This window comes from Stenotrophomonas sp. GSD10 (assembly GCF_056172695.1).
The window spans coordinates 4,397,140-4,423,310 of sequence record NZ_JAOCMC010000002.1 but is presented as its reverse complement, the minus strand read 5'-3'; the positions used below and the strand labels follow the sequence as shown (position 1 = coordinate 4,423,310).

General features: G+C 67.4%; 25 protein-coding genes and 2 pseudogenes. 15 read left to right on the top strand and 12 right to left on the bottom strand.

The annotated features are described in order from the left end of the window. Positions 1 to 57: 57 nt before the first annotated feature. The 3 genes from N4G47_RS20505 to N4G47_RS20495 all read right to left on the bottom strand — a co-directional run bounded on the left by N4G47_RS20505 (position 58) and on the right by N4G47_RS20495 (position 2,208). A complete protein-coding gene (locus N4G47_RS20505; RefSeq protein ID WP_475289796.1) occupies positions 58 to 1,032 on the bottom strand; it encodes a Dyp-type peroxidase in 975 nt (324 codons plus the stop codon). Between the two features lie 114 nt (positions 1,033 to 1,146). Further along, positions 1,147 to 1,470 carry a hypothetical protein gene (locus N4G47_RS20500; RefSeq protein WP_107231426.1) on the bottom strand — a complete coding sequence of 108 codons (324 nt, stop codon included), beginning with the start codon at positions 1,468 to 1,470 and terminating at the stop codon, positions 1,147 to 1,149. Positions 1,471 to 1,632: 162 nt separating this feature from the next. Then, positions 1,633 to 2,208 carry an OmpO family porin gene (locus N4G47_RS20495; RefSeq protein WP_057496450.1) on the bottom strand — a complete coding sequence of 192 codons (576 nt, stop codon included), beginning with the start codon at positions 2,206 to 2,208 and terminating at the stop codon, positions 1,633 to 1,635. 259 nt (positions 2,209 to 2,467) lie between these two features. Between N4G47_RS20495 and N4G47_RS20490 the strand changes: the two genes are divergently transcribed. The 6 genes and pseudogenes from N4G47_RS20490 (at position 2,468) to N4G47_RS20465 (ending at position 7,222) form a co-directional block, all read left to right on the top strand. After that, positions 2,468 to 3,058 carry a hypothetical protein gene (locus tag N4G47_RS20490; RefSeq protein WP_475289795.1) on the top strand — a complete coding sequence of 197 codons (591 nt, stop codon included), beginning with the start codon at positions 2,468 to 2,470 and terminating at the stop codon, positions 3,056 to 3,058. 38 nt (positions 3,059 to 3,096) lie between these two features. Further along, entirely contained in the window at positions 3,097 to 3,684 is a 588-nt protein-coding gene (locus N4G47_RS20485) for a hypothetical protein (protein ID WP_475289794.1), read from the top strand. A 69-nt stretch (positions 3,685 to 3,753) separates the two neighbouring features. After that, positions 3,754 to 4,742, top strand: a pseudogene (locus tag N4G47_RS20480) (DUF2268 domain-containing putative Zn-dependent protease). Between the two features lie 218 nt (positions 4,743 to 4,960). Then, positions 4,961 to 5,233, top strand: a complete 273-nt coding sequence (locus tag N4G47_RS20475) for a hypothetical protein (RefSeq protein WP_010487149.1) — start codon at positions 4,961 to 4,963, stop codon at positions 5,231 to 5,233. Positions 5,234 to 5,390: 157 nt separating this feature from the next. After that, on the top strand, positions 5,391 to 6,083 hold the full coding sequence (locus N4G47_RS20470) for a hypothetical protein (protein ID WP_249844923.1): 693 nt from the start codon (positions 5,391 to 5,393) through the stop codon (positions 6,081 to 6,083). Positions 6,084 to 6,847: 764 nt separating this feature from the next. Beyond that, on the top strand, positions 6,848 to 7,222 hold the full coding sequence (locus N4G47_RS20465) for a hypothetical protein (protein WP_475289793.1): 375 nt from the start codon (positions 6,848 to 6,850) through the stop codon (positions 7,220 to 7,222). A gap of 60 nt (positions 7,223 to 7,282) precedes the next feature. Here the strand turns inward: N4G47_RS20465 and N4G47_RS20460 are convergent, their stop codons facing one another. After that, positions 7,283 to 7,957, bottom strand: a complete 675-nt coding sequence (locus N4G47_RS20460) for an Ivy family c-type lysozyme inhibitor (RefSeq protein ID WP_475289792.1) — start codon at positions 7,955 to 7,957, stop codon at positions 7,283 to 7,285. A gap of 124 nt (positions 7,958 to 8,081) precedes the next feature. Beyond that, positions 8,082 to 13,916 carry a putative Ig domain-containing protein gene (locus tag N4G47_RS20455; RefSeq protein ID WP_475289791.1) on the bottom strand — a complete coding sequence of 1,945 codons (5,835 nt, stop codon included), beginning with the start codon at positions 13,914 to 13,916 and terminating at the stop codon, positions 8,082 to 8,084. Between the two features lie 308 nt (positions 13,917 to 14,224). Between N4G47_RS20455 and N4G47_RS20450 the strand changes: the two genes are divergently transcribed. The 4 genes from N4G47_RS20450 to N4G47_RS20435 all read left to right on the top strand — a co-directional run bounded on the left by N4G47_RS20450 (position 14,225) and on the right by N4G47_RS20435 (position 16,391). Beyond that, positions 14,225 to 14,728: a phage tail protein gene (locus tag N4G47_RS20450; protein ID WP_475289790.1), complete on the top strand. Its 504-nt coding sequence runs from the start codon at positions 14,225 to 14,227 to the stop codon at positions 14,726 to 14,728. A gap of 14 nt (positions 14,729 to 14,742) precedes the next feature. Further along, positions 14,743 to 15,273 carry a phage tail protein gene (locus N4G47_RS20445; RefSeq protein WP_409460748.1) on the top strand — a complete coding sequence of 177 codons (531 nt, stop codon included), beginning with the start codon at positions 14,743 to 14,745 and terminating at the stop codon, positions 15,271 to 15,273. A 31-nt stretch (positions 15,274 to 15,304) separates the two neighbouring features. After that, positions 15,305 to 15,838: a phage tail protein gene (locus N4G47_RS20440; protein ID WP_409460747.1), complete on the top strand. Its 534-nt coding sequence runs from the start codon at positions 15,305 to 15,307 to the stop codon at positions 15,836 to 15,838. 82 nt (positions 15,839 to 15,920) lie between these two features. After that, positions 15,921 to 16,391 carry an N-acetyltransferase family protein gene (locus N4G47_RS20435; protein WP_475289789.1) on the top strand — a complete coding sequence of 157 codons (471 nt, stop codon included), beginning with the start codon at positions 15,921 to 15,923 and terminating at the stop codon, positions 16,389 to 16,391. Here the strand turns inward: N4G47_RS20435 and N4G47_RS20430 are convergent. Further along, positions 16,384 to 16,677 (bottom strand): DUF6916 family protein, encoded by a 294-nt coding sequence (locus N4G47_RS20430; RefSeq protein ID WP_057498556.1) that lies wholly within the window; start codon positions 16,675 to 16,677, stop codon positions 16,384 to 16,386. The two genes, N4G47_RS20435 and N4G47_RS20430, sit on opposite strands and share 8 nt — an antisense overlap. A gap of 134 nt (positions 16,678 to 16,811) precedes the next feature. Here N4G47_RS20430 and N4G47_RS20425 point away from each other — a divergent pair, with 134 nt between their 5' ends. Then, entirely contained in the window at positions 16,812 to 17,273 is a 462-nt protein-coding gene (locus N4G47_RS20425; RefSeq protein ID WP_475289788.1) for a YybH family protein, read from the top strand. A 119-nt stretch (positions 17,274 to 17,392) separates the two neighbouring features. Here N4G47_RS20425 and N4G47_RS20420 read toward each other — a convergent pair whose 3' ends face one another. The 5 genes from N4G47_RS20420 to N4G47_RS20400 all read right to left on the bottom strand — a co-directional run bounded on the left by N4G47_RS20420 (position 17,393) and on the right by N4G47_RS20400 (position 20,477). After that, positions 17,393 to 18,418 carry an NAD(P)H-dependent glycerol-3-phosphate dehydrogenase gene (locus tag N4G47_RS20420; protein ID WP_107231405.1) on the bottom strand — a complete coding sequence of 342 codons (1,026 nt, stop codon included), beginning with the start codon at positions 18,416 to 18,418 and terminating at the stop codon, positions 17,393 to 17,395. Positions 18,419 to 18,438: 20 nt separating this feature from the next. Then, positions 18,439 to 18,957, bottom strand: coding sequence for a protein-export chaperone SecB (secB, locus tag N4G47_RS20415; protein ID WP_005407596.1), 519 nt, complete (start codon positions 18,955 to 18,957; stop codon positions 18,439 to 18,441). Between the two features lie 99 nt (positions 18,958 to 19,056). Next, positions 19,057 to 19,494 (bottom strand): rhodanese-like domain-containing protein, encoded by a 438-nt coding sequence (locus N4G47_RS20410; protein ID WP_088023209.1) that lies wholly within the window; start codon positions 19,492 to 19,494, stop codon positions 19,057 to 19,059. A gap of 57 nt (positions 19,495 to 19,551) precedes the next feature. Beyond that, positions 19,552 to 19,977 carry a hypothetical protein gene (locus N4G47_RS20405; protein WP_057498558.1) on the bottom strand — a complete coding sequence of 142 codons (426 nt, stop codon included), beginning with the start codon at positions 19,975 to 19,977 and terminating at the stop codon, positions 19,552 to 19,554. 32 nt (positions 19,978 to 20,009) lie between these two features. After that, the gene (locus N4G47_RS20400) at positions 20,010 to 20,477 is read right to left on the bottom strand and encodes a YiiD C-terminal domain-containing protein (RefSeq protein WP_107231404.1); all 468 of its coding nucleotides are present in this window, start codon (positions 20,475 to 20,477) and stop codon (positions 20,010 to 20,012) included. Between the two features lie 35 nt (positions 20,478 to 20,512). Between N4G47_RS20400 and N4G47_RS20395 the strand changes: the two genes are divergently transcribed. The 3 genes from N4G47_RS20395 (at position 20,513) to N4G47_RS20385 (ending at position 23,705) form a co-directional block, all read left to right on the top strand. Then, on the top strand, positions 20,513 to 21,322 hold the full coding sequence (locus N4G47_RS20395) for a uroporphyrinogen-III synthase (RefSeq protein WP_475289787.1): 810 nt from the start codon (positions 20,513 to 20,515) through the stop codon (positions 21,320 to 21,322). A gap of 103 nt (positions 21,323 to 21,425) precedes the next feature. Further along, positions 21,426 to 22,403, top strand: coding sequence for a uroporphyrinogen-III C-methyltransferase (locus tag N4G47_RS20390; protein ID WP_475289786.1), 978 nt, complete (start codon positions 21,426 to 21,428; stop codon positions 22,401 to 22,403). Positions 22,404 to 22,409: 6 nt separating this feature from the next. Further along, positions 22,410 to 23,705: a heme biosynthesis HemY N-terminal domain-containing protein gene (locus tag N4G47_RS20385; RefSeq protein ID WP_475289785.1), complete on the top strand. Its 1,296-nt coding sequence runs from the start codon at positions 22,410 to 22,412 to the stop codon at positions 23,703 to 23,705. Positions 23,706 to 23,797: 92 nt separating this feature from the next. Here N4G47_RS20385 and N4G47_RS20380 read toward each other — a convergent pair whose 3' ends face one another. Further along, on the bottom strand, positions 23,798 to 25,093 hold the full coding sequence (locus N4G47_RS20380) for an acetyl-CoA C-acetyltransferase (RefSeq protein WP_475289784.1): 1,296 nt from the start codon (positions 25,091 to 25,093) through the stop codon (positions 23,798 to 23,800). Between the two features lie 93 nt (positions 25,094 to 25,186). Here N4G47_RS20380 and N4G47_RS20375 point away from each other — a divergent pair. Beyond that, positions 25,187 to 26,073: pseudogene (locus N4G47_RS20375) on the top strand (hypothetical protein). The last annotated feature ends 98 nt before the right edge of the window (positions 26,074 to 26,171 follow it).

Below are 26,171 nucleotides of genomic sequence, written 5' to 3'. Positions count from 1 at the left end.
CTGGCCTGGTTGCAGCGCAGTCGAGCAAGCTCGACGCTACGGCGGCAAACCGGGCGATCACTCGCCCAGGTCGGCCAGCACCTTGCGCGCCGGCGCGAAGAAGGTTCCGCCGGTCACGGCAGTGGAGAAGTCGAGGATGCGGTCGTGCAGCGGTGCTGGATTGCCGATGAACATCCGCTCCAGCATCGTCTCGATCACCCACAGGCGGCGCGTGTAACCGATGAAGTAGGTGCCGTACTCACCGCGGCCCGGGTTGGCGAACGGCATGTTGTCACGCAGGATCTCGTGCTCGCCGTCGGCGTCCTCGATGGTGCACAGCGTCTTGTGCGACTTCTGCGCGTCGGCTGGCGCGTCGTCCAGTTCGATGTTGTCGTGCTTGGTGCGGCCGATGATCGCTTCCTGTGTCTCGGTCTTCTGCGCGCGCCAGGCATCGAGGTTGTGCAGGTACTTCTGCACCACCACGTAGCTGCCGCCGGCGTGGTCCGGATCCTCGTCGCCGACGATCGTCGCCTCCGGCAGCGACAGCCCTTCCGGATTGGCGGTGCCATCGACGAAGTCGAGCAGGTCGCGGCCATCGAAGTAGCGGAAACCGGCCACGTCATCCACCGCCTCCACCGCATCGCCGAAGGCCATCAGCAGGTTGCGCTCGAACGCCACGATCAGGTCCATGGTGCGCGCCCGGATGTGGTACAGCAGGTCGCCCGGGGTGGACACCGCGGTGTGGGTGGCGCCCTTGATCTCGCGGAACGGGTGCAGTTCGCGCGGCGGCGTGGTGCCCACCAGCGGCTGCCACACGCGATGACCAATGGCCACGTTGCAGGTGAAGGTGCGCTCGATCTCGCGGATGGCGGTGTTCTTGATCAGGTCATCGGTGCTGGCCAGCACCTCGCGCGCCTTCGCGATCGAGGCCTCGTCATCCTTCACCTTCAGCACCAGGAACGCGGCCGAGTGGGTCAGCGGCGCAGTGATCTGCTGCGGCTCGTTGTCGAGCGTGTGGTTGAGGGCGGTGATCGGTGCGGGCTGGGAGTTCACGGCAGTTCCTGCTGGCTTGAGGCGGGCGCATCGCGTGGCGATGTGCGGGCGATCATAGCCGAACCACCTGCGCGCGGCCGGAGCGGTTCTCGTTCCGCTGCCAGCAGCGCCGCACTACGCCCGGGTCAACTGGAACTGCTGCGGGCCCGTCCAGGCGATGCGCAGGTACGCGCCTTCCAGCAGGCCGCGTTCGCGCAGCCAGGCGAACACCTCGGCCGGGCACCACTCGCGTCCCGCCGAGAAGGCCACACCCAGATCACGCAACGCGACGAACATGCGGGCCTTGGCAGCATCGTCGGCGACACAGGCATGCAGGATTGGCGGCACGCCCTGAAAACCAAGCGCACCCAGCGCCGGCTGCGCGGTGGTGTCCACAAGCACCACCTGCACGGTGTTGCCATCGGCCTGCTGCACGTAAGCGCAAAGGGAGGTCTGCATGCGGAATCCGCTATCCGGTGGGCTGACAGTATGCCCGCGCATGAGCGATGCCTCAGTGGCCCCGGAAAAAGTGAAGCCCGGCGCGAGGCCGGGCTTCGGTTGGCGTGTGGGAGAGAGAGAGAGTCACACGCCAGCACAACACGCACTAACGACAGGCGTTTGTTACCAGGTGAAGCGCGGGCCCACGAACCACTCGCGGTCGCCGGCCTTGGCCAGCTTCACTTCGCCACTCAGGCCCCAGTTCTGGTTGAACTTGGCGGTGGCGCCGACACGGCCGTAGAACTCGCCGTCCGGGTTGATGCCGTGCTTCTTGCTGAAATCTTCGTAGCCGGCCAGCACATAGCCTTCCACGTACGGGTTGAACGCGGTGCGCACGCCCACTTCAGTGGAGTAGCCGTTGAAGTCCAGGCCACGCTTTTCGTCGTACTTCTGGTACGCAACACGGGCCACCAGGTCGGTGTTCGGTGCGATGCCGTAGTTGTAGCCGACACCCAGGCGCCACTGGTCGACGTCATTCTTGAACTTGTCGGTCTCCTGGGCGCTGTAGTCGCCGAAGACGTGGAAGTTCGGGTGCACCGCCACCGAACCCTTCACCTTCCAGCCGTCGGCGTCGCCGCCCTTGGCATCGGTGTTCACGTAGCCGCCTTCAACGTAGTTGTACGACAGGCCGTCGGTTGCCGATGCAGCGAACGGCAGAGCAGCCAGAAGACCCAGGGCGAGCAGCGAATTCTTGTTCATCGGGACACACCTTTAATTATTTTGGTTTCGCCGACCGCCTCCCGGGAGGGAGAGAGAGGAGGCGGTCGACAGGTGTGAATTATCCGTTAGGGGGTCTAATCAACCCTGAATATTGAACTGACTGGTATATAAATAAGGCTGGCGTTCAGGGAACTCTGCGCCGGTAGCTGGCCGAAGCTTCGAATCTGCAACTTCTTGCATGGCCGGCCACACACGTCCTCTCTACCATGCGCGGCCACTCCCCCATCCGAGGATTGCCGTGAATCCTGTGCTGCTCCGAAGCCTCCTCTGTATCGCCTGTGTTGCCCCGGTCGCAGCCGTTGCGCAGAACCTCGTCGTCGAGCCCGCTGCCGCACCAGACGTTGCATCGCCCAAGAGCTACACCAAGGACGGGTTGAAGATGCAGGTGCCCGGGAACTGGACGGTCGTGGAAGACCATCCCAGCGAGGGAGAGAACCAGCGGCGTGTACTCATCGAAGCCGACAAGAGCCGTTTCGAGGTCTTGAACCTGGATGTCCAGATCTATGTCGCCCACACCAGCGACACCACGTCACTGCCGGACTGGGCTGCCTATTCGTACTCGCTGGATGTGGGCGAAAGCGGGCACTACGGACCGCCCAGGTACACGCCCTTCCAGTTGGCGCCAGGCGTGAAGGCCCATGCCACGCAGTTCCAGCACACCCTTTTTGAAGACGACCAACCGTATGCGCAGCGCCTGCACATGCTGGCCGTCAAGCGGTGCGGCCAGCAGTGGAACTGCTACGCGTCCACCTGGACGCTGGAGGCAAATCGCAAGGCTGCGGAAGCAGGCATGCGAAAGATCATGGAAACCGTCGCGTTCACGGACTGAATGCCCCGTGCTGCGCGCACGCCATCACGGTTACCTGCATGAATCGTCGCCCGAATCACCTGCTGCTTGCCATCGCGCTGATCCTGCCAACAGCTGCCATGGCCAGCAGTCACATGCCAGCGCCTGCGCCTCAGGCCGATGTCGCCTCGCCCAAGAGATACAGAATCGATGGGCTGAGACTGGAATTGCCTGGAAACTGGTCTGTGGCACGGGTCGGCTTCGACGACGAAACGAACAACCGCTACGTGCGTGTCGAAGCTGACCTGGAGCGGCCTGGACAGATCGCGCTCGAATCAAGGGTGGACATTGCCTTCGTCGATCAGGCTGCGACGCTGTCGGAGTGGGCGTCTGCCACGTATGCGTCGCAGCCGGATGTGGCGCTGTTCGGGGAACCCACGCATTCAGCATTCGAGCTTTCCCCTTCGATCCAGGCCTATGCGACCCGGTTCCGCGACGACCGTTTCCCCGTGGGTCATCCGAATCGTGATCGGCTGCAGCTGGTGGCCATCCGGGGCTGCGGCCGCGGCTGGTCCTGCTATGCCTCCACCACGACGGTCGAGGCCAATCGCGAAGCGGCTGAGGCGGGGATGCGCCTGATGCTCGAATCGATGACCTATACCCTTTGAGCCCCACGGCACACCCACGCGCCACCGGCGCGTTATCGTGGCGGTCTCTGCATGGGGTTGGGGAACCTGATGAAGCCGTCATCCGTTGCATCGCACGCTGCGCCGCGCCGCCTCTTCGGATTGCTGCAGGTATTGCTGCCCTGGGTCCTGCTTGCTGCTGCGCTGCCCGCGCAGGCCACCGCTCGGCCGCCTGCCGCCGAACACGTGGTCATCCAGACCGAGGATGTCGCGCGCTTCTTCCAGGTGCTTGATGCCAACCAGGGACGGCCGAGCGCGCAGGATCTGCAGCGCCACTACCTGGATCCGGGCAGCAAGGCATTGCACGGTTTCACCGCAAGCCGCATCGGTTCGATGGAACGGCTCGCGCGCGCGATCCAGGACAAGCCGGCGCTGTTCGAGAAGGCACGCCGCTGCGCGACCGCCCTGCCCGCCATCCGCACCCGCGTCGCCGCCGCGCTCGGCCGGCTGGGCACGCTGCTGCCGAATGCACGCTTCCCCCGGTGACGGTGCTGGTGGGCCGGGGCAACAGCGGCGGTGTCACCACGCCCGAGGGTGTGGTGATCGGGCTGGAAGCGCTGTGCAACGCCGACTGGATGCAGGCCGATGTGAGCGACCGCTTCGTGCACCTGATCGCCCATGAATATGTGCACATCCAGCAGCCCGGCGCAGGCGCGGAGGTTGCGCAACCGACCCTGCTCTATCAGACGCTGCTGGAAGGAGGTGCCGAGTACGTGGCCGAACTGATCTCCGGGCAACCGGCCAACGCGCATCTGCGCCGCTGGACCCAGGGCCGCGAGTGCGCGCTGGAACGCCAGTTCGCCCAGGACAGCGCCGGCACCGACCTGTCGCAATGGCTCTACAACGGACCCGGCGATGAAACGCGTCGTGGCGATCTTGGCTACTGGATCGGTTACCGCATTGCGGCTGACTACGTTGCACACGCGCCCGACCAACGCAGCGCGATTGCCACGCTGCTGAACGTGCGTCCGAACAGTGCACCGGCGCTGCTGGCTGCAAGTGAATGGCGCCCGGCGTGTGGGCCGGTGGGAAACAGGTAGAAATGACGCCGCCTTCAGGCTGATGAATTGGACGATTCGAGCAACCGCAAGGCCATCGCCTGTGTGCGCATCAGCTCGCCTGATCTCACTCGTTAAGCTTTACTGACGAACATATTTCACAACGCTTCCACGTCTTCCAATTTCAGCTGAAAGCGCTTGTCAGCGTGGGGAACAAACGCCGCTATATTCCAGCTTCCCCAGACGAAGGAGGGAGTGCAATGAACCTGAACCCGCAACACATGAAGACGGCCCGCGCACTTGCTGTAGCGCTCATCGCAACCGTCAGCCTTGGCGCTTGTGCGTCCTACAAGAACGAGTTTGCCACCATCAACTCGCGCCTCGACCAGCTCGATGTAAAGGTGCAGGGCGCCGCACAGAGCGCTGAATCGGCCAACCAGTCCGCACAGCAGGCCAACCAGCGTCTGGATCAGATTGAAGGCCGCGTGCAGCAGCTTGAACGGGCACCGGCCGGCCGCAAGCCGCGCGGGTAACCGCTCCCTCACTGTTTGAATTGATCCACATCTGTACCGGGAACCAGTGGCCTTCGCCGGCCACTGGCCTCCTTCCACCGATGACTGCATTGCAAGGAGCCGTCCCATTCGTACTTCCTCCTCCCCTGCACGCCGCGCCCTGCACGCCGCACTGGCCCTGGCGCTGGCCGTCGCGTGCAGTGGCGTAGCCCACGCAAAGGACGCGAAGGACGACGCACCCGTACAACCGGTTTCGGCTGCAGATGAACTGCCGCCGGACCAGCACGTTTCCGAGACGGTGATTGAACTGGCTGGCTGGGTTGTCGCCAGCAAGGACAACCAGGGCTATCCGTTCGCCGTGATGGACAAGGCCGCAGCACAGGTACTGGTGTTCGGCGGTGACGGCAAACTACGCGGCGCCGCCCCGGCGTTGTTTGGTTCGGCCATCGGCGATCATTCCGCACCGGGCGTGGCCAAGCTCGCACTGAGCGCGATTCCCGGCCGCGACCGCACCACTCCTGCTGGCCGCTTCATCGGCGGCTACGGCCCCTCCGACGATGCCGGACGCGTGCTGTGGGTGGACTACGATTCGGCCGTCTCGCTGCATCCGCTGCCGCCGGGCACGCCGAAAGAGAAGCGCGCCGAACGACTGGCCTCGCCCTCGCCCGACGACAACCGCGTCACCCACGGCTGCATCAATGTTTCCGCCGCGTTCTACGAGCAGATCGTGGCGTCCACGTTCCAGAAGGGCGGCGTGTTCTACATCCTGCCGGACAAGGATTCGATCGCCAAGACCTTCCCGGAGTTCGCGCAGAGCCGGGGAGAGGGACAGGGTGAAGATGGCAAGGACGAGCGCAGCGCAGGCAAGTAGCGTGACGCAGGATGCACGCGTAGAACTCGAGCTCACCTTCCTCACACCGGAACAGGGCGGGCGCTCTCAACCGGCCTCGGCCAACGGCTATCGGCCGCACCTGCGCGTGCCACCCGATGACACGCTGCTTGGCGTTGCGTTCGTGGGCGCCGACACTGTTTTCCCGGTTGGGCGTCCACTGACTGCCGTGGCCACACTGGTTTACGCGCCTGCCGTTTCATATGCGGCGCTGCAGCCGGGGGCCCCAGTTGAGATATGCGAGGGTGCACGCGTGGTCGGTCATGGGCGCGTCGTCCGGCCTCTGACCTAACCCTTCGAGCGTGTGAGGTCATGTCGTCATTGGCCTCTGGGCGTGGCGGCAGACCCCCGTCAATCACGAACCCTGTCGCATATTCCCCGAACGGCGGAGGCCATTACGCCGCCTCGGCCTGCGGCCACTTAACAGCATGCAAGAATGCCGAAAGCGTCTTCGGTCAGACGCTGTTTGCAACTGTTCTCATTGGCGTTGCGCGGCGACAGCGGTACAGATGGCGGGCCACCGGAGAGGGTGGCCGGGCCTCGAAAACCCGTGCGCTTGTTTGACAACGCTTGTCCGCCGGCGCCACTCCTCGTGGCGCCGGCGGGCAATCCGTCTGCCGGTCATGGCGGGCGGAGCGTGGAGGCCCTGTGCCTGCCGGTTTCAACAAGCGCCCGGTTTTCGAGCCACGTCTCCGCCCGCCACCTTTGTGTGGCGGCTACCGTCTGTCCTGCACGGAGCCTTTGCCATGAGCACACCGGAATTCCCCCGCACGCACGCGCATCACGCGCCCGCCAACGCGGATGCAGCCTCGAAACCCCCACGCAAGCGCGACCCGCTCGGCTTCCTCGCCACCCTCGACCGCATCGGCAAGGGGGCCGCCGCCGATGGCCAGCCCTGGCCCGAGCGGCATCCGATGCCGGGCCGCCGCATCGCGCTGGGTGACCCAGACTGCGCCGTGGCAGGCCAGCGCGTCACCCTGGAACTGCTGCTGGCCGCTGAACGCGTTCGTCAGAATGGCGCAGACAGCGAATACGTGGGCGACCGCGTGCTGGAAGGATTGGCGATGGCATCGCTGGCGTTGAACGCGCAGATCGGCACGCGGATGCGTCCGGAGGAGTGATACGGGCACGATTGCCTGCGGTCCCGCCGGGCATGGCCCGGCGCTACCGCGAGCCCCGCATTACTCGCAGGCATCGCCTTGGTTCTTCAGCAACGCTTCGTCCAGCGGCCGTTCGCGTTCAATCAGCGCGCGCTGTTCGGCATCCGGCTCACCCAGCCACCACACCTTGCAGCGCGCGGTGAGGCGCCCGACCATCTTCGTCTGCGTGGGCGAGTACAGCATCGCCAACGCCGTGCCAGGGCAGTCGTGGGCCTGGCAGGCGGTGTAGAACCACCAGGGTTCGCCCTGCAGCACCATCAGCTCGCCCGGCCCACTGGGCCCGCTCAACAGGCGTTCGCGCAGCGGCGGGATGTCCTTGTCGGCGGATTCGGCGTCCTGCGTGCCCTTCATCAACGCATCGAACGCGGCCAGCACCTTCGGGTCCTTGCGGCCGCAGTCGTCCACCGTGTTGCCGCCGACCAGGGTGAAGAAATGGGTCGCCAGCGGATTGTCCTTGCAGGTCAGCTCGCCGCCGGCGCCGGGATCTTCCGGCTCGCCTTCGTTGTCCCACACCGACGGGTCCACGCCCTGTTCGATGGACGCTTCGTTCCCGGCCACGGTGGCGGTGGCCGCCGGCGTTTCAACGGGTGCGGCGGCGGCCGCCACAGGCGTCGTTTCGACAGCTGTTTCTGGTGCCTGCCCGCAGGCTGCCAGCAGTGCGATCGTCGATGACAGCGCAATCGTTCGAATTTTCATTCCCTGTCCTGTTCCTTCCATTCGATGCCCGACGCAGACGCACGTTGCGCAGCCGCCGGAGACACGATTGTACGGATACAGGCCACGTGCGGCGGCGACCACCCGGTCGCCGCCGCTGCATCGATCACGGCGGCAGGGTCTTCTGCACGCTGATCTGGATGCCCTGGTTGTCGCGGCTGCTGCTGTCGAGCTGGTTCTGGTACTCGGCGCGCAGCGTCCAGCCCTTCAGCGTCTGCAGGCCGATGCCAGCGCCCAGCAGCGTGTGGTTGCGCGACTGGCGATCGAGCGTGGCGCGGTACACCGGCCCGGACATCAGGTCCACATAGCGCATGAAGGCCTGGCTGGAGCCCTGCATGTCGTGGCCGAACTCGGCGCGCAGCTGCGGTGTCCACATGCCGTAGTCGCGCTTCACCAGCCACTGCGCCAGCACGCCGGCCGTGGCAGTGCTGGTGTTGACCGTCTGCCGCTGGTAGTCGAGTGCGTACACGTCGTCGCCATGCTCGCGGTAGCCATCCAGCGTGGCGCGTGCCAGATCCAGGCGGCCATACGGGGTCAGCAGCAGGGCATCGCTGCGATGCTGGTAGCCGGTGGAGAACGAAGCGAACCACTGCGTACCGTCGCGGCTGCCGTAGGCGGTGTTGCCGTTGTCGGTAATGAAGCGGCGCGCGTCGAATTTCAGCCACTGGTAGCCCAGCAGGCCATCCACGTAGAACCCGCCTTCGGGATGGAAGCTGCCGTAGGTGGCCACGCTGTAGCCATCCACCGTGCTGCGGCTGCCATTGCGGCCGATATCCGAGGCATCGTGGCCATAGCCCAGGCCGGCGCCCAGGCTCAGCGACGGGCCGATCTGGCGGTCGGCACCCAGGCTGACGCCGGAGGTGGTGAAGTCGATACCGTTGCTGCCGGCACCCGGCTTGAGCGTGCCGAAGTTGACCGCACCGCCGGTCCAGAACGCGAAGCCATCGACCGTGCCTGCAGCAGGCGCGACACCGCCCTGCAACGTCGGTTCGTCGATCATCGACAGCGCTTCGCCGCTGGCGCCGATGCCCTTGCGCAGCAGATCGTCCTGCGGCATACGGCGCTGGCTGCTGGCCGAACTGAAAGTGATGCCGTTGCTGAATCCGGCAGCAGCACCACCCGCACGCAAGCTTTCCAGACGGCGCTGGAAGTTGTTGATCTGGCCGATGGCCATGCGCCGCGCACCTTCGGCCTGGGCTTCCAGCACGCCCAGCACTTCGGCATCACGCGAGGGATCGCTGCGTGGCTTGACCATCACATCGACCGTGCCCGGCGCCGAGGTGGCGAACGCGTTGCTGAGCGTATAGGTGATGCGCACCGCGCCGCCGAAGGTCGCCGCCGAGGTGAACGCCAGCGTATAGCCGGCACCGCTGGCGGTGATGGTGGCGCTGCCAGCATCGGCCGGCGACACCGAGACCACGGCTGCGGCGGTGAACGGGCCACCGCGCGCGCCGGAGGTGAGATCCACAGTGACCTCGCGCCCGGCAATGGCGGTGGCGGTGAGCGCGGGGGCCACCGGCCGTGGGTTGACCGTCACGCTGATCCGCGCCGGCGCCGAGGCGCCGAACGGATTGCTGAGCGTGTACTCGAAGTCCACCACGCCGGAGGCATCGGCATCGGCGCTGTAGACGATGCTGGCGCCCTGCACCACCGCCGTGCCGGACGACGGCGCGCGGCTGATGGTGATCGCAGTGAACGGGCCATTGATCGCCCCGGCCTCGGCCTGCACGGTCACCGACTGCCCGGCCAGCACGGTGGCACTCTGCGCGGCCGCCACCGGCACCGCCAACGGCGTGACGGTGACGCTGACCGTCGCTGCGGTGGAGGTGCCACCCGGACCGGTGGCGGTGTAGGTGAAGCTGTCATTGCCGAAGAAGTTGCTGGCCGGCGTGTACACCACGTTGAGCCCGTTCACCGTCGCCGTGCCGTGCGACGGCGCCTGCGCGATGGCAATGCTGGTGATCGGGCCGGTGTCGTTGGCGGTGACGTCGATGCTGGCCGCTGCATTGGCCGGCGTAGTGGCCGCATCGTTCACCACCACCGGTACCGGCTGGTTGATGCCCACGGTGAACGGCTGGCTGCCGCTGAAGCCGAAGCTGTCGGTGGCGGTGAGGGTGAAGCTGTAGCTGCCGGCAGCGGTAGGCGTGCCGCTGATCGCGCCGGCGCTGCTGAGCGCGATGCCCGGCGGCAATGCGCCGGCGCTGAGGCTGTAGGTGAAGCTGCCGCTGCCACCGCCCGCGCTGACGGTTTGGCTGTAGGCCACCGCCACTTGCCCGCCCGGCAGGGTGGTCTGCACGAACACGATGGCCGGCGCGTTCACGGTGACGGTGTAGGCCTGGCTGCCGTTGAAGCCGAAGCCATCGGTGGCGCGCACGGTAAAGCTGTAGCTGCCGGTGGTGGTCGGCGTTCCGCTGATCAGGCCGGCACTGCTGAGGGCAATGCCCGGCGGCAATGTGCCGGCGGTCAGGCTGTAGGTGTAGCCGCCATTGCCGCCGCTGGCGCTCAGCGGCTGGCTGTAGGCGATGCTGCCGGTCGCCGCTGGCAACGTCGCCGGCGTGAGGGTGATCGTCGGCGCGGCCACGCTGAAGGTGTAGGCCTGGCTGCCGGTGAAGCCGACGCTGTCGGTAGCGGTGACGGTGAAGTTGAAGTTGCCGGTGGTGGTGGGGGTGCCACTGAGGCCGCCGGCACTGCTCAACGCGATGCCCGGCGGCAGCGCGCCCGCCGACAGGCTGAAGGTGTAGCTGCCGACACCGCCGCTGGCGGCAAGTGCCTGGCTGTAGGCCACGCCGCCGAACCCGCCCGGCAGCGTGGACGGGGCCAGCGTGATGGTCGGTGCGTTGACCACCAGGGAATAGGCCCGGCTGCCGGTGAAGCCGTTGCCGTCGGTGGCCTGCACGGTGATGTTGAAGGTGCCGGCCACGGTCGGCGCGCCCGACAGCAGGCCTGCGCTGTTGAAGCTCATGCCAACCGGCAGCGCGCCACTGCTCAGGCTGAAGGTATAGGTGCCGTTGCCACCGCTGGCCGTGATCGTCTGCGAATAGGCCACGCCACCGGTCGCCGCCGGCAGCGTGGTCGGATCGACCACAACGGTCGGTGCCGACACCGCCAGGGTGTAGTTGTTGACGATGAAGAACGGTGCGCCGGTACCGGTGGTGGTGTCGGTCGCTCTCACGCTGAAGCTGAAGTTACCGGCCTGCGTGGGCGTGCCGCTGAGCACGCCGGCCGGCGAGAACGACAGACCATTGGGCAGGGTGCCGGTGAGCTGATAGCTGTAGCCCGGGTTGCCACCACTGGCAACGAAGGTCGCGGTGTAAGCCGTACCCGCAGCGGTGCCCGCCAATGAACTCGGCGACAGCGACAGCACCGGCGCACTGACCGTGCCTCCATAGCTGCGGTTGCCGGTGAAGCCACCGCCATCGGTGGCGGTCACGGTGAAGCTGAACGGACCGGCCTGGGTCGGTGTGCCGCTCAGTTCACCGGTCGCGGCATTGAGGCTGAGACCGACCGGCACCTGCCCCGCCGTGACGGCATAGCTGAAAGTGGTTGGCTGGCCGGAGCTGGCGGTGATGACCTGGCTGTAGGCAACGCCCGCTGCCGGCTGCGGCAGACTCGCCGGCGACACCGTGATGGTGGGCGCGGCGATGGACAGGACGTAGTTCTGGGTTCGCCTGAAGGGCGCGCCGGTACCGGTGGTGCTGTCGGTCACGCGCACCGAGAAGGTGAAAAGACCGGACTCCGTCGGCGAGCCGGACAGCGTACCGGTGGGCGACAGGGTCACGCCGTTGGGCAACGCACCGGCGCTGATGTCGAACGTATACGGCGCGGTGCCATTGCCCGCGCTGAAAGGCACGTTCAATGGTGCGCCGGCCGTGCCGGAGAGGGTGCCCGCCGGCGGCGTCAACGTCAGCGACGGCGCAGTCACGTTGAGGGTGTAGGGCTGGCTGCCGGTGTAGGGGCCGCTGCCGCCACTGCTGTCGGTGGCGGTGATCGTCAGCGGGAAGCTGCCCGCAGCCGTCGGCGTACCGCTGATCACGCCGGCAGTGGACAGGGTCACGCCCGGCGGCAACGCACCTGCGGTAACCGCATAGGTGTAGGTGCCGCTACCGCCGGCAGCGGTCAGGTTCTGGCTGTAGGCGACGCCGGCACTCACCGTTGGCAGCGTGGGCGGGGTGATCGTGATCGTCGGTGCATTCACCGTCAGCAGCAGCGGGCCACTGGTGGCGCTGACCGGTCCGCTGCCACCACTGCTGTCGGTCACGGTGACCGTGAAGTTGAAGCTGCCGCCCGCGTTCGGCGTGCCGGACAGGGTGCCGTTGCTGGCCAGGGTGATGCCCAGCGGCAGACTGCCCGATGCCATCGCGTAGGTGTACGGCGCGACGCCTCCGCTGACGCTGGCCAGCGACTGGCTGTAGGCCACGCCGACCGTCGCCGCCGGCGGGTTGGCCGGTGCATAGGTGAGCGTTGCGGCGGCAATGGTCAGCGTCAGCGGGCCACTGGTGGCGCTGAACGGACCGGTGCCGGTGCTGCTGTCGGTGGCGCGCACGGTGAAGTTGAAGGTGCCGTTGGCGCTGGCCGTACCGGACAGCGTGCCATTGCTGGCCAGGGTGATGCCCGGCGGCAGGCTGCCGCTGGTGATCACATAGGTGTACGGCGCGGTGCCGCCGCTGGCGCCGGCCAGCGACTGGCTGTAGGCCACACCGACCGTGCCGGCTGCCGGGCTGGACGGTGCGTAGCTGATGGTGGCCGGCGACACGGTGATGGTGATGGTGGCCGGCGCCGAGGTGCCGCCGGCATTGGTGGCGGTGTAGGTGAAGCTGTCCGGACCGGAATAGCTGGCAGTGGGTGTGTAGGTGATGGTGGTGCCGCTGGCGGTGGCCGTGCCGTGCGTGGCCTGGGTGCCGACTGCGACCGAGGTGGCGGTGCCGCCGGTGATGTTCAGCGTGATCGGGTTGTTGCTGCTGCCATGGGCCACGGTGGCGCTGGTCGCGCCGGCCACCGGCGGGATGACGTTCTGCACGTTGATCGACAGGTTGGCCGCCGCGAAGAACGGCGTCGGCGTGCTGCTGTCGGTGATGCGCACGGTGAAGTTCTTCAGGCCCAATGCCGTCGGCGTGCCGCTGATGGTGCCGTTGCTGGCCAGTACCAGCCCGGCGGGCAGGGTGGTGCCACCATCCAGGAGGTAGGTGTAGGGCGCCGTGCCGCCGGCACCGGTCAAGGTGAACGAGTACGGCGTACCGATCACCGCAGGACCAGGTGCGTTGGTCACGCTGATGGTCGGTGCGGCGATGGTGACCGAATAGCTGGCCGTGCCGGTGAGCGGCGTGCCCGCCGTGCTGTCGGTGGCGGTGACCGAGAATGCGAAGGTGCCCTGCGTGGTGGGCGTGCCGGACAGCACGCCACCGCTACTCAGCGTCATTCCGGCCGGCAGTGCACCGGATGTGACGGCATAGCTGTAAGGCAGGGTGCCGCCACTGGAACTGAGCGTGACACCGGCATAGGGCGTGCCCACCGTTCCACCGGGCACGGTGGCCGGCGAAATCGTGATCGGCGATGCGGCGGCCTGGATGTACACGGTGACCAGCACATTGTGCGAGCCGGTACCGTCGTCGAAGGCAAAGGTGTCGGTGGTCGATCCGTTGCCGCTGTGGGCATAGGAGATCTTCGAGGCGGCATGGCTGGTGACGGTGGCCGTACCGTTGCCGGCCGGCGTGGTCACGTTGCCGATGCCGAAGCCTGCAACGCCCTGGCAGCTGGAGGCATCAATGACGATCGTACTGCCGGCAGCCATCGGTGAACCGGCGCTGGCATTGGGCGGCGTGAAGGTTGCGCACGCCGCGCGTGCGATATCGGGCAGGGCGAGGGTAGCGCCCAGCAGCAGGATGGCTCCCAGGTGGCCCCAGAAACGACGGCCGAGCCCATGGCGCATCGCGTCGCGATGCATCGACTCTGCGTGCCACATGTTGTGCCCCCTGCTTGCCCGCCTTCCCGACGGGCGCTGCGCCGTGTGGCGCGAGTGAGAAAACCGCCGTGGCCCCCGGACGGGCGCCGCGGTTCCTGACCTCCCCACCCTGCAGACTCCCTGGCCCTGCCTGGCGGTCCTGCCCCCTTTGAATCCCTGCATCCCTTGGGCTGGCAGCGCGATATTCTTGCTCATGGATACCGGCACTTGTCAACACCCAGGATAATGCGCCAGAGTTATGTCGCCGGCCGGGGGCTGAGTGCCGGCGCCTATCCCAGGGGGAATATCGTATGTCGGAACCCTTTCTCGGGCAGATAATGCCCGTGGCGTTCAACTTCGCGCCCAGGTCTTTCGCTTTCTGCAATGGCCAGGTGCTGCCCATCGCGCAGAACCAGGCGCTCTTTTCGCTGCTGGGTGTTACCTACGGCGGCAACGGCACAACCAACTTCCAGCTGCCCGATCTGCGCAGCCGTACGCCCCGCGGATCGACCAGCGGTACCAACACCGGTGAACGCCAGGGCGTGGAGAACGTAACCCTGCTGGCAACGCAGATTCCCCAGCACACGCACGTTTTCGGCGGCACCACCGCCGACGGTACAACACGCATTCCGCAGGGCAATGTGCTGCTCGGAAAAACCGGGACGCAGAATGTCTACGGCGCGTCCGGCGGCGCCCAGATACCGCTGAACGTGCTCGATAACAGCGGCCAGACGCAGCCCCATGCAAACCTGCAGCCATACCTGGTCATCAATTTCTGCATCGCACTCAGCGGAATCTACCCCTCGCGCAACTGACCGGAGTTTCTGCCATGTCTCAACCCTTTGTTGGCGAAGTCCGTCTGTTTCCCTATAACTTCGCGCCGGTGGGGTGGTTCGACTGTGATGGCCGGCTGCTGCCCATCTCAGAGTACGAAGTCCTGTTCACCCTGATCGGCACCACCTACGGCGGCGATGGTGTTTCCACCTTCGGCCTGCCCAATCTGTGTGGACGCGTGCCGGTGCACCAGGGCACTGGCAGTGGTCTGGGCACCTACATATTGGGCCAGGCGGCCGGCAGCGAATCGGTCACCCTGACCACCGCCCAGCTGCCCGCACACACTCATGCGTTCAACGCGGTGAATTCGGCGGCCAGTTCGCCATCACCCGGACCGGCGTTGCAGCTCGGTGCGGTCAGCGGCGACACACTCTATACCGACAGCATCACCGGCCTGGGCAGTGGCAACCTGGCGCCCGCCTCGGTGAGCGCGGTCGGTGGCAGCCAGCCACACGACAACACCATGCCCTCGCTGGTCGCCCGCTACTGCATTGCATGGGCCGGCGTCTTCCCGTCGCAAGGCTGACGATCATCGAACGCCTACCAGGACCCACATCATGAGCGATCCCTTCCTCGGCGAAATCCAGATCTACGGCTTCAACTTCGCCCCTTACAACTGGGCGATGTGCCAGGGCCAACTGATGCCGATCCAGCAGAACACCGCGTTGTTCTCGCTGCTGGGAACCACCTTCGGCGGCAACGGCACCAGCAACTACCAGCTGCCGAACTACACCGACAACATCGCATGCGGCCAGGGCACGGGACCCGGCCTGAGCCCGCGCGTGATGGGCGAAACCTTCGGCAGCGACAGCGTCACGCTGCTGATCAACGAGATGCCCAACCACACCCACGGCGCGCGCATCTACAACCAGCCCGATACCGCGCACCGCAGTGGCATTCCAGCCAGTGGCAATGCACTGATCACACCGGAGTCGAGCCCGATCCTGGCCGCCACGCCGACGGTCACCAGCACCTTCCCGCTGACCACGGTGGGCGCTGCGGGAGGCGGCCTGCCGCACGAGAACCGCCAGCCCTATCTCACCTTGAACTTCTGCATCAGCCTGTCCGGCGTCTTCCCGCAACGGCCGTGACCGCGAACGTAACGCTGGCCTTTCCCCGCTGCGCGCAGCCTGGCTGCCGGTGGCGGGGGACGGTCTTCCTGCAGGCCTCAGCGTGCGCGAAGCGGAGGACAGCGACCTGCCCTTTCTGCAGCAGCTCTATGCCGAATCACGTGCCGCCGAGCTGGCCAATGTGCCGTGGCCGGATGCGTTGCGGCAGGCGTTCCTGGACAGCCAGTTCGCACTGCAGCACCTGCACTACACACGGCATTACCAGCCGGCGCACTATCTGCTGGTCGAGCAGGCCGGCGAACCGATCGGGCGCCTCTACCTGCATTGCGACGAGCACGAGGCGACCCTGATCGACATCGCCCTGCTGAAGACTGCACGCGGTCGTGGCATCGGCTCGGCCCTGGTGCGCTGGGTGCAGCGCGCCGCACACGGTGTGCAGCTGCACAGTGTGGTGCTGCATGTGGCCTGGGAGAATCTGGCCGCGCGCCGGCTCTACGAACGCCTCGCGTTCCACACCGAAGGCGATACCGGCAGCCACCTGCGGATGCGCTGGGTGGCCACCGCCGTCAGTTGAACAGCGCCTGGTAGATGAAACCGGTGCGGTCACGTGCGATCGGCACCAGGAAAATACCGAACTCGCCCAGGCCGTGATGGCGCATGGTGTAGGTGCGCTGCGGGAACAGCACCGCCGATTCATTGCGGAACAGCAGCGAGAACGGCGCGCGCATCTGGCCGGTCAAGCGCTGATCGGGCAGCGGTGCGGCCTCGACGAGCACGAACGGTACGCCGGTGTTTTCGATGTCGGCACTGAAGGTTTCGTTGAGATGACCTGCGAACTGGTCCAGCTGGAAAAAGTGCATGCGTCCCCTCCCCGGTTGTCAGCGAGCATGCCCAAGCCGTCGCACGCTTTCAATGGGGGCGGCGCGAAGGCGGCGCGGGTGTGGATGAGGGATACTCGCGCTTCCCTTGGCCGGCACATCAAAGGACCGAGCCCATGCGTATCTGCCTGCTGCTGTTCGCCCTGTCCGGCCCGCTGCTGGCAAGCGTGAGCCCGCCCTCCACGCCGGCCGCCACCCTGCTGCCCGATGCCGCCCTGCCCGCGCCGCTGGATCGCGTGCTGCGCGATTACGAGCAGGCGTGGCGCAGCGGGGATGCCAAGGCACTGGCCACGTTGTTTGCAGAGGATGGCTTCGTACTGCAGAGCAACCAGCCACCCGTGCGCGGGCGCAGTGCGATCGAGGCCGCGTATGCCGGCCAAGGCGGCAGCCCGTTGCGGTTGCGTGCGTTGGCCTACGCCGTGGAAGAAAACACCGGTTACATCATCGGTGCCTACAGTTACGGCAACAACGTGGGCGATACCGGCAAGTTCACGCTCACGCTGAAGCGTGTGGGTAAAGGGCCGTGGTTGATCTTCTCGGACATGGACAACGGCAACGCGCCGCCGCGCGCGCGGTGATGGTTTCCCCGGGCGCCAACCAAGGTTGGCAGCTACCGGAAGCGGGCTCCGCAATAGATCCACGCCATGCGTGGATGCAGCGCGCACAAAAACCCCGGCACGTGGCCGGGGTTTTCGATTTACTTGAACAGCGTGTCCGGATATTCCGGTTTCTGTTCCCGCGCCAGCAATGCGCGCAGGCCTTCTTCCGGCGTCTGCTCGCCGTGCAGCACGGCACGCACGCGGTCGGAGATCGGCAGGTCGATGCCATGCCGGCGTGCCTGTCGCATCACTTCGTCGGCGGTCTGCACCGACTCGACCACCTGGCCGATTTCGCGCACGGCATCCTGCAACGTCTGGCCACGGCCCAGGGCCAGGCCCAGGCGGCGGTTGCGCGACAGATCGCCTGTGCAGGTCAGCACCAGGTCGCCCAGGCCGGCCAGGCCCATCAGCGTTTCCGGCTTGGCGCCGATCGCAGCGGCCAGGCGCAGCATCTCGTTGAGGCCACGGGTGATCAGGCCAGCACGGGCGTTGAGTCCCAGCTGCATGCCATCGGCCACGCCGGTGGCCACGGCCAGCACGTTCTTCATCGCGCCGCCCAGCTCGGCGCCGACCATGTCGTCGCCGGTATAGGCGCGGAACGCCGGGCCGTGCATGGCCTCGGCCACCGTCTGCGCGAACTCGGGCACGTCGCCGTGCACGGTGATCGCGGTCGGCAGGCCCTGGGTCACTTCCTTGGCGAACGACGGGCCGGTGACCACGGCCAGCGGCACGTCCTCACCCAGCACTTCGCGCGCCACTTCATGCAGGAAGCGGCCCGAACCGGGTTCGAAACCCTTGGTGGCCCAGGCCACGCCGGCACCGGCCGGACGCAGCGGCGCCAGCGCGCGCACGGTTTCACCGAAGGCGTGCGACGGGGTCACCACCAGGATCCAGGCCGCGCCCTGCACCGCCGACGCCAGGTCGGTGGTGGCACGCAGGCTGTCCGGCAGCGGGATGCCCGGCAGGTAGCGCGGGTTCTCGTGGCGCTGGTCGATGGCTTCGACCACGGCGGCATCGCGCCCCCACAGCACGGTCGGGTGACCGTGCCGTGCGAGCAGGCTGGCCAGCGCGGTTCCCCAGGAACCGGCGCCCAGCACGGCGATCTTGTCAGCGGTAGTGCTCATCCGTGACGTCGCAGCAGGGATCAGGCGTTGCCGGCCGGCTCGGAGTCAGCCAGCGACGGTGCGTCGCCCTGCTCCTGGCGCTGGCGCAGGGTTTCTGCGTACAGGCCTTCGAAGTTGATCGGCTGCAGGAAGAACGGCGGGAAGCCACCGGCCTGGATCAGGTCGCTGATCAGCTGGCGCACGTACGGGAACAGGATGTTCGGGCACTGGGTGCCGAGCAGCACGTCGATCGACTGCGGGTCCAGGCCGACCAGACCGAACACGCCGGCCTGCTTCACTTCGGCCACGTAGGCGGTGCGCTCACCGGCCTGGCAGGTCAGGGTCACGGCCAGCACGACTTCGAAGGCGTTCTCACCCAGGCGCTGCACCTGCTGGTTCAGGTTCAGCTGCAGCTCCGGCTGCACCTGGTCATTGAAGATGGTCGGTGCGTTCGGCGACTCGAAGGAGACGTCCTTGACGTAGATCTTCTCGACGGTGAAAGCGGGGCCGGTGGCGGCATCGACCGGCGCAGCGGCGCCGTTGGTGATCTCTTCGGACATTTCCAGTAACTCCAATGAATGCAATGAAAACGAGGGTCGAACTACTGCGATGGGGGCGGCATCAGGCCCATACAAGGCCAGATCCGCCACCTGCGACGATCAGTTGCGGCCCTTGACCAGCGGCAGCTCGGCCTGCTGCCAGGCGGGGATGCCGCCGTCGAGCACGTAGACCTTCTCGAAGCCGGCCTTCTTCAGCGCCTTGGCGGCGGTTTCCGAGGCGTTGCCGCTGCGGCACACCAGCACCACCGGCGACTGCCTGGCGTTGGCCACCAGCTTGTTGTCCGGGCCGAAGGCACTGGCCTGGGCGTTGCGGCTGCCGGCAATGTGGCCCTTTTCGAAGTCACCGCTGGCCGACAGGTCGACCACCACCGTGCCGCCCGCGTTCATCAGCTGGGTCAGTTCGGCGGGCTTGATGCCCTTGAAGCCCCGGAACAGGCGGCGGATTTCGGTGACGATGATGGCCACGGTCAGGCCGACCAGGGCCGCGGACAGCATCGGGTTTCGGCCTGCAAAGGCCAGCAACTCTTCGTAATTCACTCAGGTCACGGGTCGATTAAGCGGGCGCCGATTGTCGCACAAGCCGGACGCGGCCCGTCACTGCCCCTTCCACAGGTCCGGCAGGCCGGCGGTCTGCCACCAGCGCTTGGCTTCCGGGTCCCAGCGCCAGCGCTCGACCACCACCACGGTGCGCTCGGCCTGGGTGTTCTGGTTGATCACCCCGATTTCGACCCGGCGCTCGACCACGCCGCCATCCAGCGAGGCACTGCTGCGCTCGCGGTAGGACGACACGCGCAGCTGCGCATAGCGGTTGAGCTCGAACTCGGTCGGCGGCCGCTCCTTGCGCAGCTTCGGGTCCAGGTAGCCGATGGCATCGTCCATGCTGCCCCAGCGGATGGTCGCGCCATAGGCGATCTGGGTCTCTTCCAGCAGCTTGCGCTGCTTGCGGCTGAGGTCATCGGCCGAGGCCACGGCGCTGGCCAGCAGCAGGGAGCACAACAGGAACTGGATGAGGCGGCGCATCGGTGGTTTCCGCAGGGCGTCAGCCTGCCATCCTAACCTTTGGCGAAGGCAACGAAGCGACCGCTGAACTCGGCAGCGGCCCGTCCGTCGGCACCGGGCTGGGTGGCGATGATGCTGATGCGGGCCTTGCGGCGCTGGCGGAAGGTGTTCAGGAAGGCGTCCCAGCCACTGGCTTCGGCCGCTTCGGCATGCGCGTGCAGGTCTTCGTACACCGGCGCCAGGTAGCGCAGGTTGCTGTCGGCGACGTAGACCTCGGCGTCATGGCCGGCCAGGCGCAGACGCAGGCTGACCAGCGCCCAGCCGGACAGGGTGAGCACCGAGGCCAGGCTGCCGCCGAAGGCGTTGCCCTTGTCGTTGACGTTGGCGGCCAGCGGCGCGGTGATGCGCAGCACGCCATCGGCGTAGCCGTCCAGGCGGATCTGCATGGCACGCACCGCCGGCATGCAGTCCAGCACGTCCTGCAGGGAAGCCAACGAGGAAGTCAGGGCATCAACGGACATCGGAGCAGCGACCACGACAACGAAGGGCCCGCATAATGCAGGCAATGGCCGACCATACGATACCCACTGGCGCCGCCGGTTCCGATGCGGGCTGGACCTTCATTTCGCTGCGCCCGCAAGGGCAGCATGCGGCGCTGCGCCGCGCCGTTGCTGGGCTGGGCGGGCAGCTGCTGGCGCTGTCGCCCTGGCGGCTGCAGCGCCTGCACGGCACGCCAGTGCTGCGCCAGCTGGAACGCGCGCTGAACTGCGATCGGGTGGTGTTCACCAGTCCAGCCGCGGTGGCCGCCGCCGCCTCGCTGCTGCCCCTGGCCGATGCCCAGCGCAGCCCGTGGCTGACCGTGGGCGAGGGCACGGCGCGCGCGCTGCAGGCGCAGGGCGTGGCCGAGGTGCATGCACCGCAGCGGATGGACAGCGAAGGCCTGCTGGCGCTGCCGGTACTGGCCGAGGTGCAGGGCCTGCGCATCGGGCTGGTGACCGCGCCCGGTGGCCGCGGCCTGATTGCCGCCCGCTTGCAGGCCGCTGGTGCCACCATCGAGCGCGCCGATGTCTACCAGCGACGCCTGCTGCGCCTAACGCCGCGCGCGCGGGCGCGACTGACGCATTCAGCCGCACCGTGGGTGCTGGCGGTAAGCAGTGGTGACGCGCTGGATCACGTCTGGCAGCAGCTTTCGCCGGCGTTGCGCCAGCGCCTGCAGACCCACGCCCGCGTGGTGGTGGCCAGCGATCGGCTGGGCGAGCAGGCGCGCGGCCTTGGCCTGCAACATGTCGTGCGCAGCGCCGGGCCCACTGCTGAACAATTGGTGGCGGCTGCACACGCCACGCTCACTGGCCCGGCAGCGACCTGAACAGGGACGGGCGTCACGCTTGCCGCTGTCGTCGGCAGCGGTGATGCTGTGCACAACGCGGCCTGCCGGAACCGACTGGCAACACAGCCGACAAGGAAGCCCGATGAACGACACACCGCCCGTTACCCCACCCCGTCGACCCCTGCGCTGGCTGCTGCCGCTGGCCGGCGTGGTTGTGCTTGGCGCGGGCGGCTATGCCGGCTGGTACCTCTGGCAGGCGCAACAGGACGCCCAGCACGCGCAGGCACAGACCACCGCCGTGCAGCTGCAGGGCCTGGAGGCCACGCTGGATGCGCTGCGCCGCGACCAGCGCGCCACCAGCCAGCGCCTGCAGGATGCGGCGGCCACCAACCGGGTGCTGCGCGACGAGATGCTGGGGCTGTCGCAGCGCAGCGCGTTGCTGGAAGAAAACCTGGCCAAGCTGGCCGACACTGCCAACCAGGGCCGGCAAGCGGTGCAGCGCGATGAGGCCGAGCTGCTGCTGACCCAGGCCGCGCAGCGCCTGAACTACGCCGACGATGTGGAGGGCGCGCGCCGCCTGTACGCGCAGGCCGCCAGCGTGCTGGCCGATCTGCCCGACAGCGAGGGCCTGAACCTGCGCCAGGCACTGGTGCAGGAACGCGATGCGCTGGATGCACTCGGTGCCGGCCCGCGGGTGCAGTCGCTGCAGCGCCTGGATGCGTTGGCCAAGGCGTTGCAGGGCCTGCCTTCGCAGATCAGCGGCGATGCCGCGCCGCGCGCGGGCAAGCTGTGGTGGCAGGCCACGCTGGCGCCGTTCGTGGACATCACCCCGAGCCGCCAGAACGGCCCGTTGACGGCGGCGGAGCGACGCAATGCCGATGATGCGCTGCAGCTGGAACTGACCCTGGCGCGTGCGGCGATCGAACGCGGCGACCGCAGTGGCCGCGATACCGCATTGCAGCGCGTGGACCACTGGGCACAACGGCGCTGGCCGGATTCACCGGCCCTGCGCGCGCAACGTGCTGAACTGAAGGCCTTGCGCGAGCTGCCGTTGCAGGCCAGCAACACCGTTCTTGGCAGCACCCTGCAGCAACTGCGCACCCAGACCGACCGGAGGTAATCCCGCATGAAACCCCTGCAATCCCTGGTCGTGCTGTTGCTGGCTGTGGCCATCGGCGTGGTGGCCGCGCAATGGCTCGGCACCGATGACCTGAACCGCTACGGCGAAGTGACCCTGCGCTATGGCGGCTATGACTACCACAGCAACCTGCCGAAGGTGGCGCTGCTGAGCGTGATCGGCGTGCTGGTGCTGTGGCTGCTGTGGAGCCTGATCGCGGCGCCGTTCCGCGCCTGGGGCCGCTACCGCCGCAAGCAGGGCCGGGTGCGACTGATCGATGGCCTGCAGGCCTATGAGCATGGCCAGTGGCAGCGTGCTGAAAAGCTGCTGGATGGTGCCGCCAAGGACCCGGAAGTGAGTGCGGTGGCACTGGCCAATGCGGTGCGCAGTGCGCAGGCGCGTGCCGACGGTGCCGCTGGCGACGCATTGCTGCAGCGCCTGGGCGAAAGCGATGCCACGCTGCAGGCGCTGCTGCGTGCCGAACAACTGCTGGCGCGCGATCTGCCGGTGGATGCGATCAACGCCCTGGACGTGGCGGCCATCCAGCCGTTGCCGCCGCGCGGGCTGTGGCTGCGCACCGAAGCGCTGGCCCGCGCCGGCCGTGCCCACGAGGCCTATGGGCAACTGGGCGCACTGCGCCAGAGCAAGGTGCTGCCGTCCGACGCCAACGGCGAGCTGGAAGCGCGCCTGGCCGCACAGGCTCTGCTGGAAGCGGCCGACGTCAACGCGCTGGCCGCACAGTGGGAGGCCACACCGAAGGCACTGCGGCCGACGGTGGACGTGGTGGGCGCCTATGCCAGCCGCGCGGTGGCCCTGAACTGGGATGAGCCGGCGCTGCTGGCGCTGGAACACGCGCTGGATCAGCGCTGGGACGACGAACTGGTGGCGTTGTACGGACGCCTGCCGGCCGAGCGCCTGGCCACCCGCCAGGCCAATCTGGCGCGCTGGCGCAACGTGCACGACGGCTCGGCGGCGCTGCGCCTGGCCCAGGGCCGGGTGGCGCTGGCCCAGCAGCAGTGGGATGCCGCCGATACGTTCCTGCACGAGGCGATCGCCGCCGGCGCCGGTGCACCGGCATGGGAAGCGCTGGGTGAGCTGTTCGCACAGCGTGGCGAGCATGCGCTGGCCGCGCAGTGCCTGGCCAATGCGCTGCGCCTGCAGCGTGGCGAGGACAGTGTGGAACTGGTGCGCGGCACCGAAGCGCCGGCACGTGCGACGGTGGAAGAGCAACCGCTTGCCGCGCAGCCGCCGGTGTATGACGCCAACGAAGAGCGCGACGAATTCGGCAACCCGCGGTTGCCGTGATTGCCGGCTGGAGTGTGCCGACCAACGGTCGGCACCCACCGGAGAAAAACGCCGCCCGATGGGCGGCGTTTTTTGTTGTTCGATGGATGCGATCAGCGTTCGACGATCGCCACCACGCCCATGCCGCCGGCGGTGCAGATCGACACCAGCGCGCGGCCACCGCCGCGTTCGGCCAGCTGCTTGGCCGCCGTGGCGATCACGCGTGCGCCGGTGGCGGCGAACGGGTGGCCGGTGGCCAGCGACGAGCCCAGCAGGTTGATCTTGTCCGGGTCGATGCGGCCCAGCGGTGCGTCCAGGCCCAGGCGGTTGCGGCAGTAATCCTCGCTCTCCCACGCACGCAGGGTGCACAGCACCTGCGCGGCGAAGGCTTCGTGGATCTCGTAGAGGTCGAAGTCCTGCAGGGTCAGGCCATTGCGCTTGAGCATCTCCGGTACGGCCACGGTCGGCGCCATCAGCAGGCCTTCGCCATGAACGAAGTCCACCGCCGACACGTGCGCGTCGCGCAGGTAGGCCTGCGGCTCGTGGCCGTGCGCGCGCGCCCATTCCTCGCTGGCCAGCAGCACCGCCGCGGCACCGTCGGTGAGCGGGGTGGAATTGGCAGCGGTCAGCGTGCCGCGGCCGGAGACCTTGTCGAAGGCCGGCTTCAGCGTGGCCAGCTTTTCCAGCGAGGTATCCGGGCGCAGGATGTTGTCACGCTCGACGCCGCGGAACGGCGCGATCAGGTCGTTGAAGAAGCCACGCTCATAGGCGGCGGCCAGCTTCTTGTGCGAAGAGACGGCCCACTCGTCCTGCGAATCGCGCGAGATGTTCCATTCCTTGGCCATGTCTTCGCAGTGGTCGCCCATGCTCTTGCCGGTGCGCGGCTCGGCCACGCCGGGGAACTCGGGCTTGAGCTCGGAGAACTTGAAGCCGGAGGTGAGTGCGCGGATCTTGTCGCCGGTGCTCTTGGCGCGGTTGGCCGCCAGCAGACGCGCGCGCAGCTTCTTGCCGTACACGATCGGCACGTCGGAGGTGGTATCCGAACCACCGCCGATGCCCGATTCGATCTGGCCCAGCGCGATCTTGTTGGCCACGGTGATGATGCTGTCCAGCGAGGTGCCGCAGGCGCGCTGCAGGGTGATGCCCGGGGTCAGCGGCGACAGGCCCGAGGACAACGTGGCTTCGCGGCCCAGGTTCCAGTCGCTGGAGTGCTTGATCACCGCACCCATCGCCACTTCACCGAGCTGCTGGCCATGCAGGCCGAACCGTTCGACCAGCGCGCCCAGCGTACGGACCGACATGCCGAGGTTGCCGACATCCGAATACGCGGTGTTCTGGCGGCAGAACGGAATGCGGACGCCACCGAGGATGGCGACGGGACGAGCGTTGGGCATGGAGATACCTGGCATGGATGAGGGTGTCTGCAACATGGCCTGCACGACGGAGCAGGCATAATGGAGCCAAGTGTAGCTGCCGCCCTGTGATGGGCCAACCGTGGAACCATGAGCAAACCCGACCCCGCGATGAATGCCCTTGGCGTGCTGGCCCTGGAGCTGGCCGGCGGCGAAATCCCCGCCAGGCGGTACTCAGCGCCGAACAGGCCGGTGAACTGGCCGAACGCGTCGGCCGTGACCTGTCCAAGCTGGTGCCGCAGGTGGCCGAGCTGGATCTGGTGTTCGCCGCCGCGCATTTCGACCCGGCCGAAGTCCTGCGCCCGGGCTGGCCGATCCATCGCCGCCTGGAAGAACTGCAGATGCGCGCGCCGGGCCGCAGCCAGGGCCCGCGCCTGCTGGCCTTTGGTGCCGACGCCAATGGCGATGTGCCGCTGCCGTTCCAGGCCGATGCCAGCCTGGTGGGCGGCGGCCTGCGCGTGGTGCCGTTCCTGCTGACCGGCAGCGACGTGGCCACCACCCAGGCGGTGGCCGATGCACTGGAGGACACGCTGCTGGCCAACGGCATGGCCCATGCCGACACCGCGCTGATGGCGCAGAACACCTTCGGTGCCCGCATCGAGCACGCGCGCTATTTCACCGTGAACGACCTGGCCGCGATGATGTCGATGCAGTACGACAACCAGGGCCTGGCCGCGCTGTGGCCGCTGATCGAGACGGCGATCCTGGCCCCCGGCCAGGACGAGTGGCTCAATGCCGCACCCGAGCCGCTGCTGCGCTACACCCATGGCGAGGCGCGCATGGCCTTGTTCGATCCGGCCGGCTGGTGTGCGCACTACCACCACGGCAAGAACGACTGCGACCGCCTGAAGGGCATCTACGAGCAGTTCCTGATGCGCCAGCGGCAGATGGCTGCGGTGCTGGAAGCGCACGGCGTGCCGGTGCTGTTCGTGCACTGCGAAGCCGGCCAGGACGCGCGCGAGCTGCTGGCGCGCTGAAGGCGGGTAATGCCGGCCAGCGGCCGGCACTACCGGTAAAGAAGAACGCCGGCCTGTGTCGGCGTTTGCTGTTTCTTACCGAGTAGAGTCGAGCTTGC

Bases quoted from the DNA above. Each gene is read 5' to 3' on its own strand.
- N4G47_RS20395 (WP_475289787.1), top strand. From the start codon at position 20,513: ATGCAGGCAATGGCCGACCATACGATACCCACTGGCGCCGCCGGTTCC.
- N4G47_RS20380 (WP_475289784.1), bottom strand. From the start codon at position 25,093: ATGCCAGGTATCTCCATGCCCAACGCTCGTCCCGTCGCCATCCTCGGT.
- N4G47_RS20485 (WP_475289794.1), top strand. From the start codon at position 3,097: ATGAATCGTCGCCCGAATCACCTGCTGCTTGCCATCGCGCTGATCCTG.
- N4G47_RS20440 (WP_409460747.1), top strand. From the start codon at position 15,305: ATGAGCGATCCCTTCCTCGGCGAAATCCAGATCTACGGCTTCAACTTC.
- N4G47_RS20455 (WP_475289791.1), bottom strand. From the start codon at position 13,916: ATGCATCGCGACGCGATGCGCCATGGGCTCGGCCGTCGTTTCTGGGGC.
- N4G47_RS20420 (WP_107231405.1), bottom strand. From the start codon at position 18,418: ATGAGCACTACCGCTGACAAGATCGCCGTGCTGGGCGCCGGTTCCTGG.
- N4G47_RS20495 (WP_057496450.1), bottom strand. From the start codon at position 2,208: ATGAACAAGAATTCGCTGCTCGCCCTGGGTCTTCTGGCTGCTCTGCCG.
- N4G47_RS20385 (WP_475289785.1), top strand. From the start codon at position 22,410: ATGAAACCCCTGCAATCCCTGGTCGTGCTGTTGCTGGCTGTGGCCATC.
- N4G47_RS20405 (WP_057498558.1), bottom strand. From the start codon at position 19,977: ATGCGCCGCCTCATCCAGTTCCTGTTGTGCTCCCTGCTGCTGGCCAGC.
- N4G47_RS20430 (WP_057498556.1), bottom strand. From the start codon at position 16,677: ATGCACTTTTTCCAGCTGGACCAGTTCGCAGGTCATCTCAACGAAACC.
- secB (WP_005407596.1), bottom strand. From the start codon at position 18,957: ATGTCCGAAGAGATCACCAACGGCGCCGCTGCGCCGGTCGATGCCGCC.
- N4G47_RS20400 (WP_107231404.1), bottom strand. From the start codon at position 20,477: ATGTCCGTTGATGCCCTGACTTCCTCGTTGGCTTCCCTGCAGGACGTG.
- N4G47_RS20460 (WP_475289792.1), bottom strand. From the start codon at position 7,957: ATGAAAATTCGAACGATTGCGCTGTCATCGACGATCGCACTGCTGGCA.
- N4G47_RS20465 (WP_475289793.1), top strand. From the start codon at position 6,848: ATGAGCACACCGGAATTCCCCCGCACGCACGCGCATCACGCGCCCGCC.
- N4G47_RS20445 (WP_409460748.1), top strand. From the start codon at position 14,743: ATGTCTCAACCCTTTGTTGGCGAAGTCCGTCTGTTTCCCTATAACTTC.
- N4G47_RS20390 (WP_475289786.1), top strand. From the start codon at position 21,426: ATGAACGACACACCGCCCGTTACCCCACCCCGTCGACCCCTGCGCTGG.
- N4G47_RS20450 (WP_475289790.1), top strand. From the start codon at position 14,225: ATGTCGGAACCCTTTCTCGGGCAGATAATGCCCGTGGCGTTCAACTTC.
- N4G47_RS20500 (WP_107231426.1), bottom strand. From the start codon at position 1,470: ATGCAGACCTCCCTTTGCGCTTACGTGCAGCAGGCCGATGGCAACACC.
- N4G47_RS20475 (WP_010487149.1), top strand. From the start codon at position 4,961: ATGAACCTGAACCCGCAACACATGAAGACGGCCCGCGCACTTGCTGTA.
- N4G47_RS20425 (WP_475289788.1), top strand. From the start codon at position 16,812: ATGCGTATCTGCCTGCTGCTGTTCGCCCTGTCCGGCCCGCTGCTGGCA.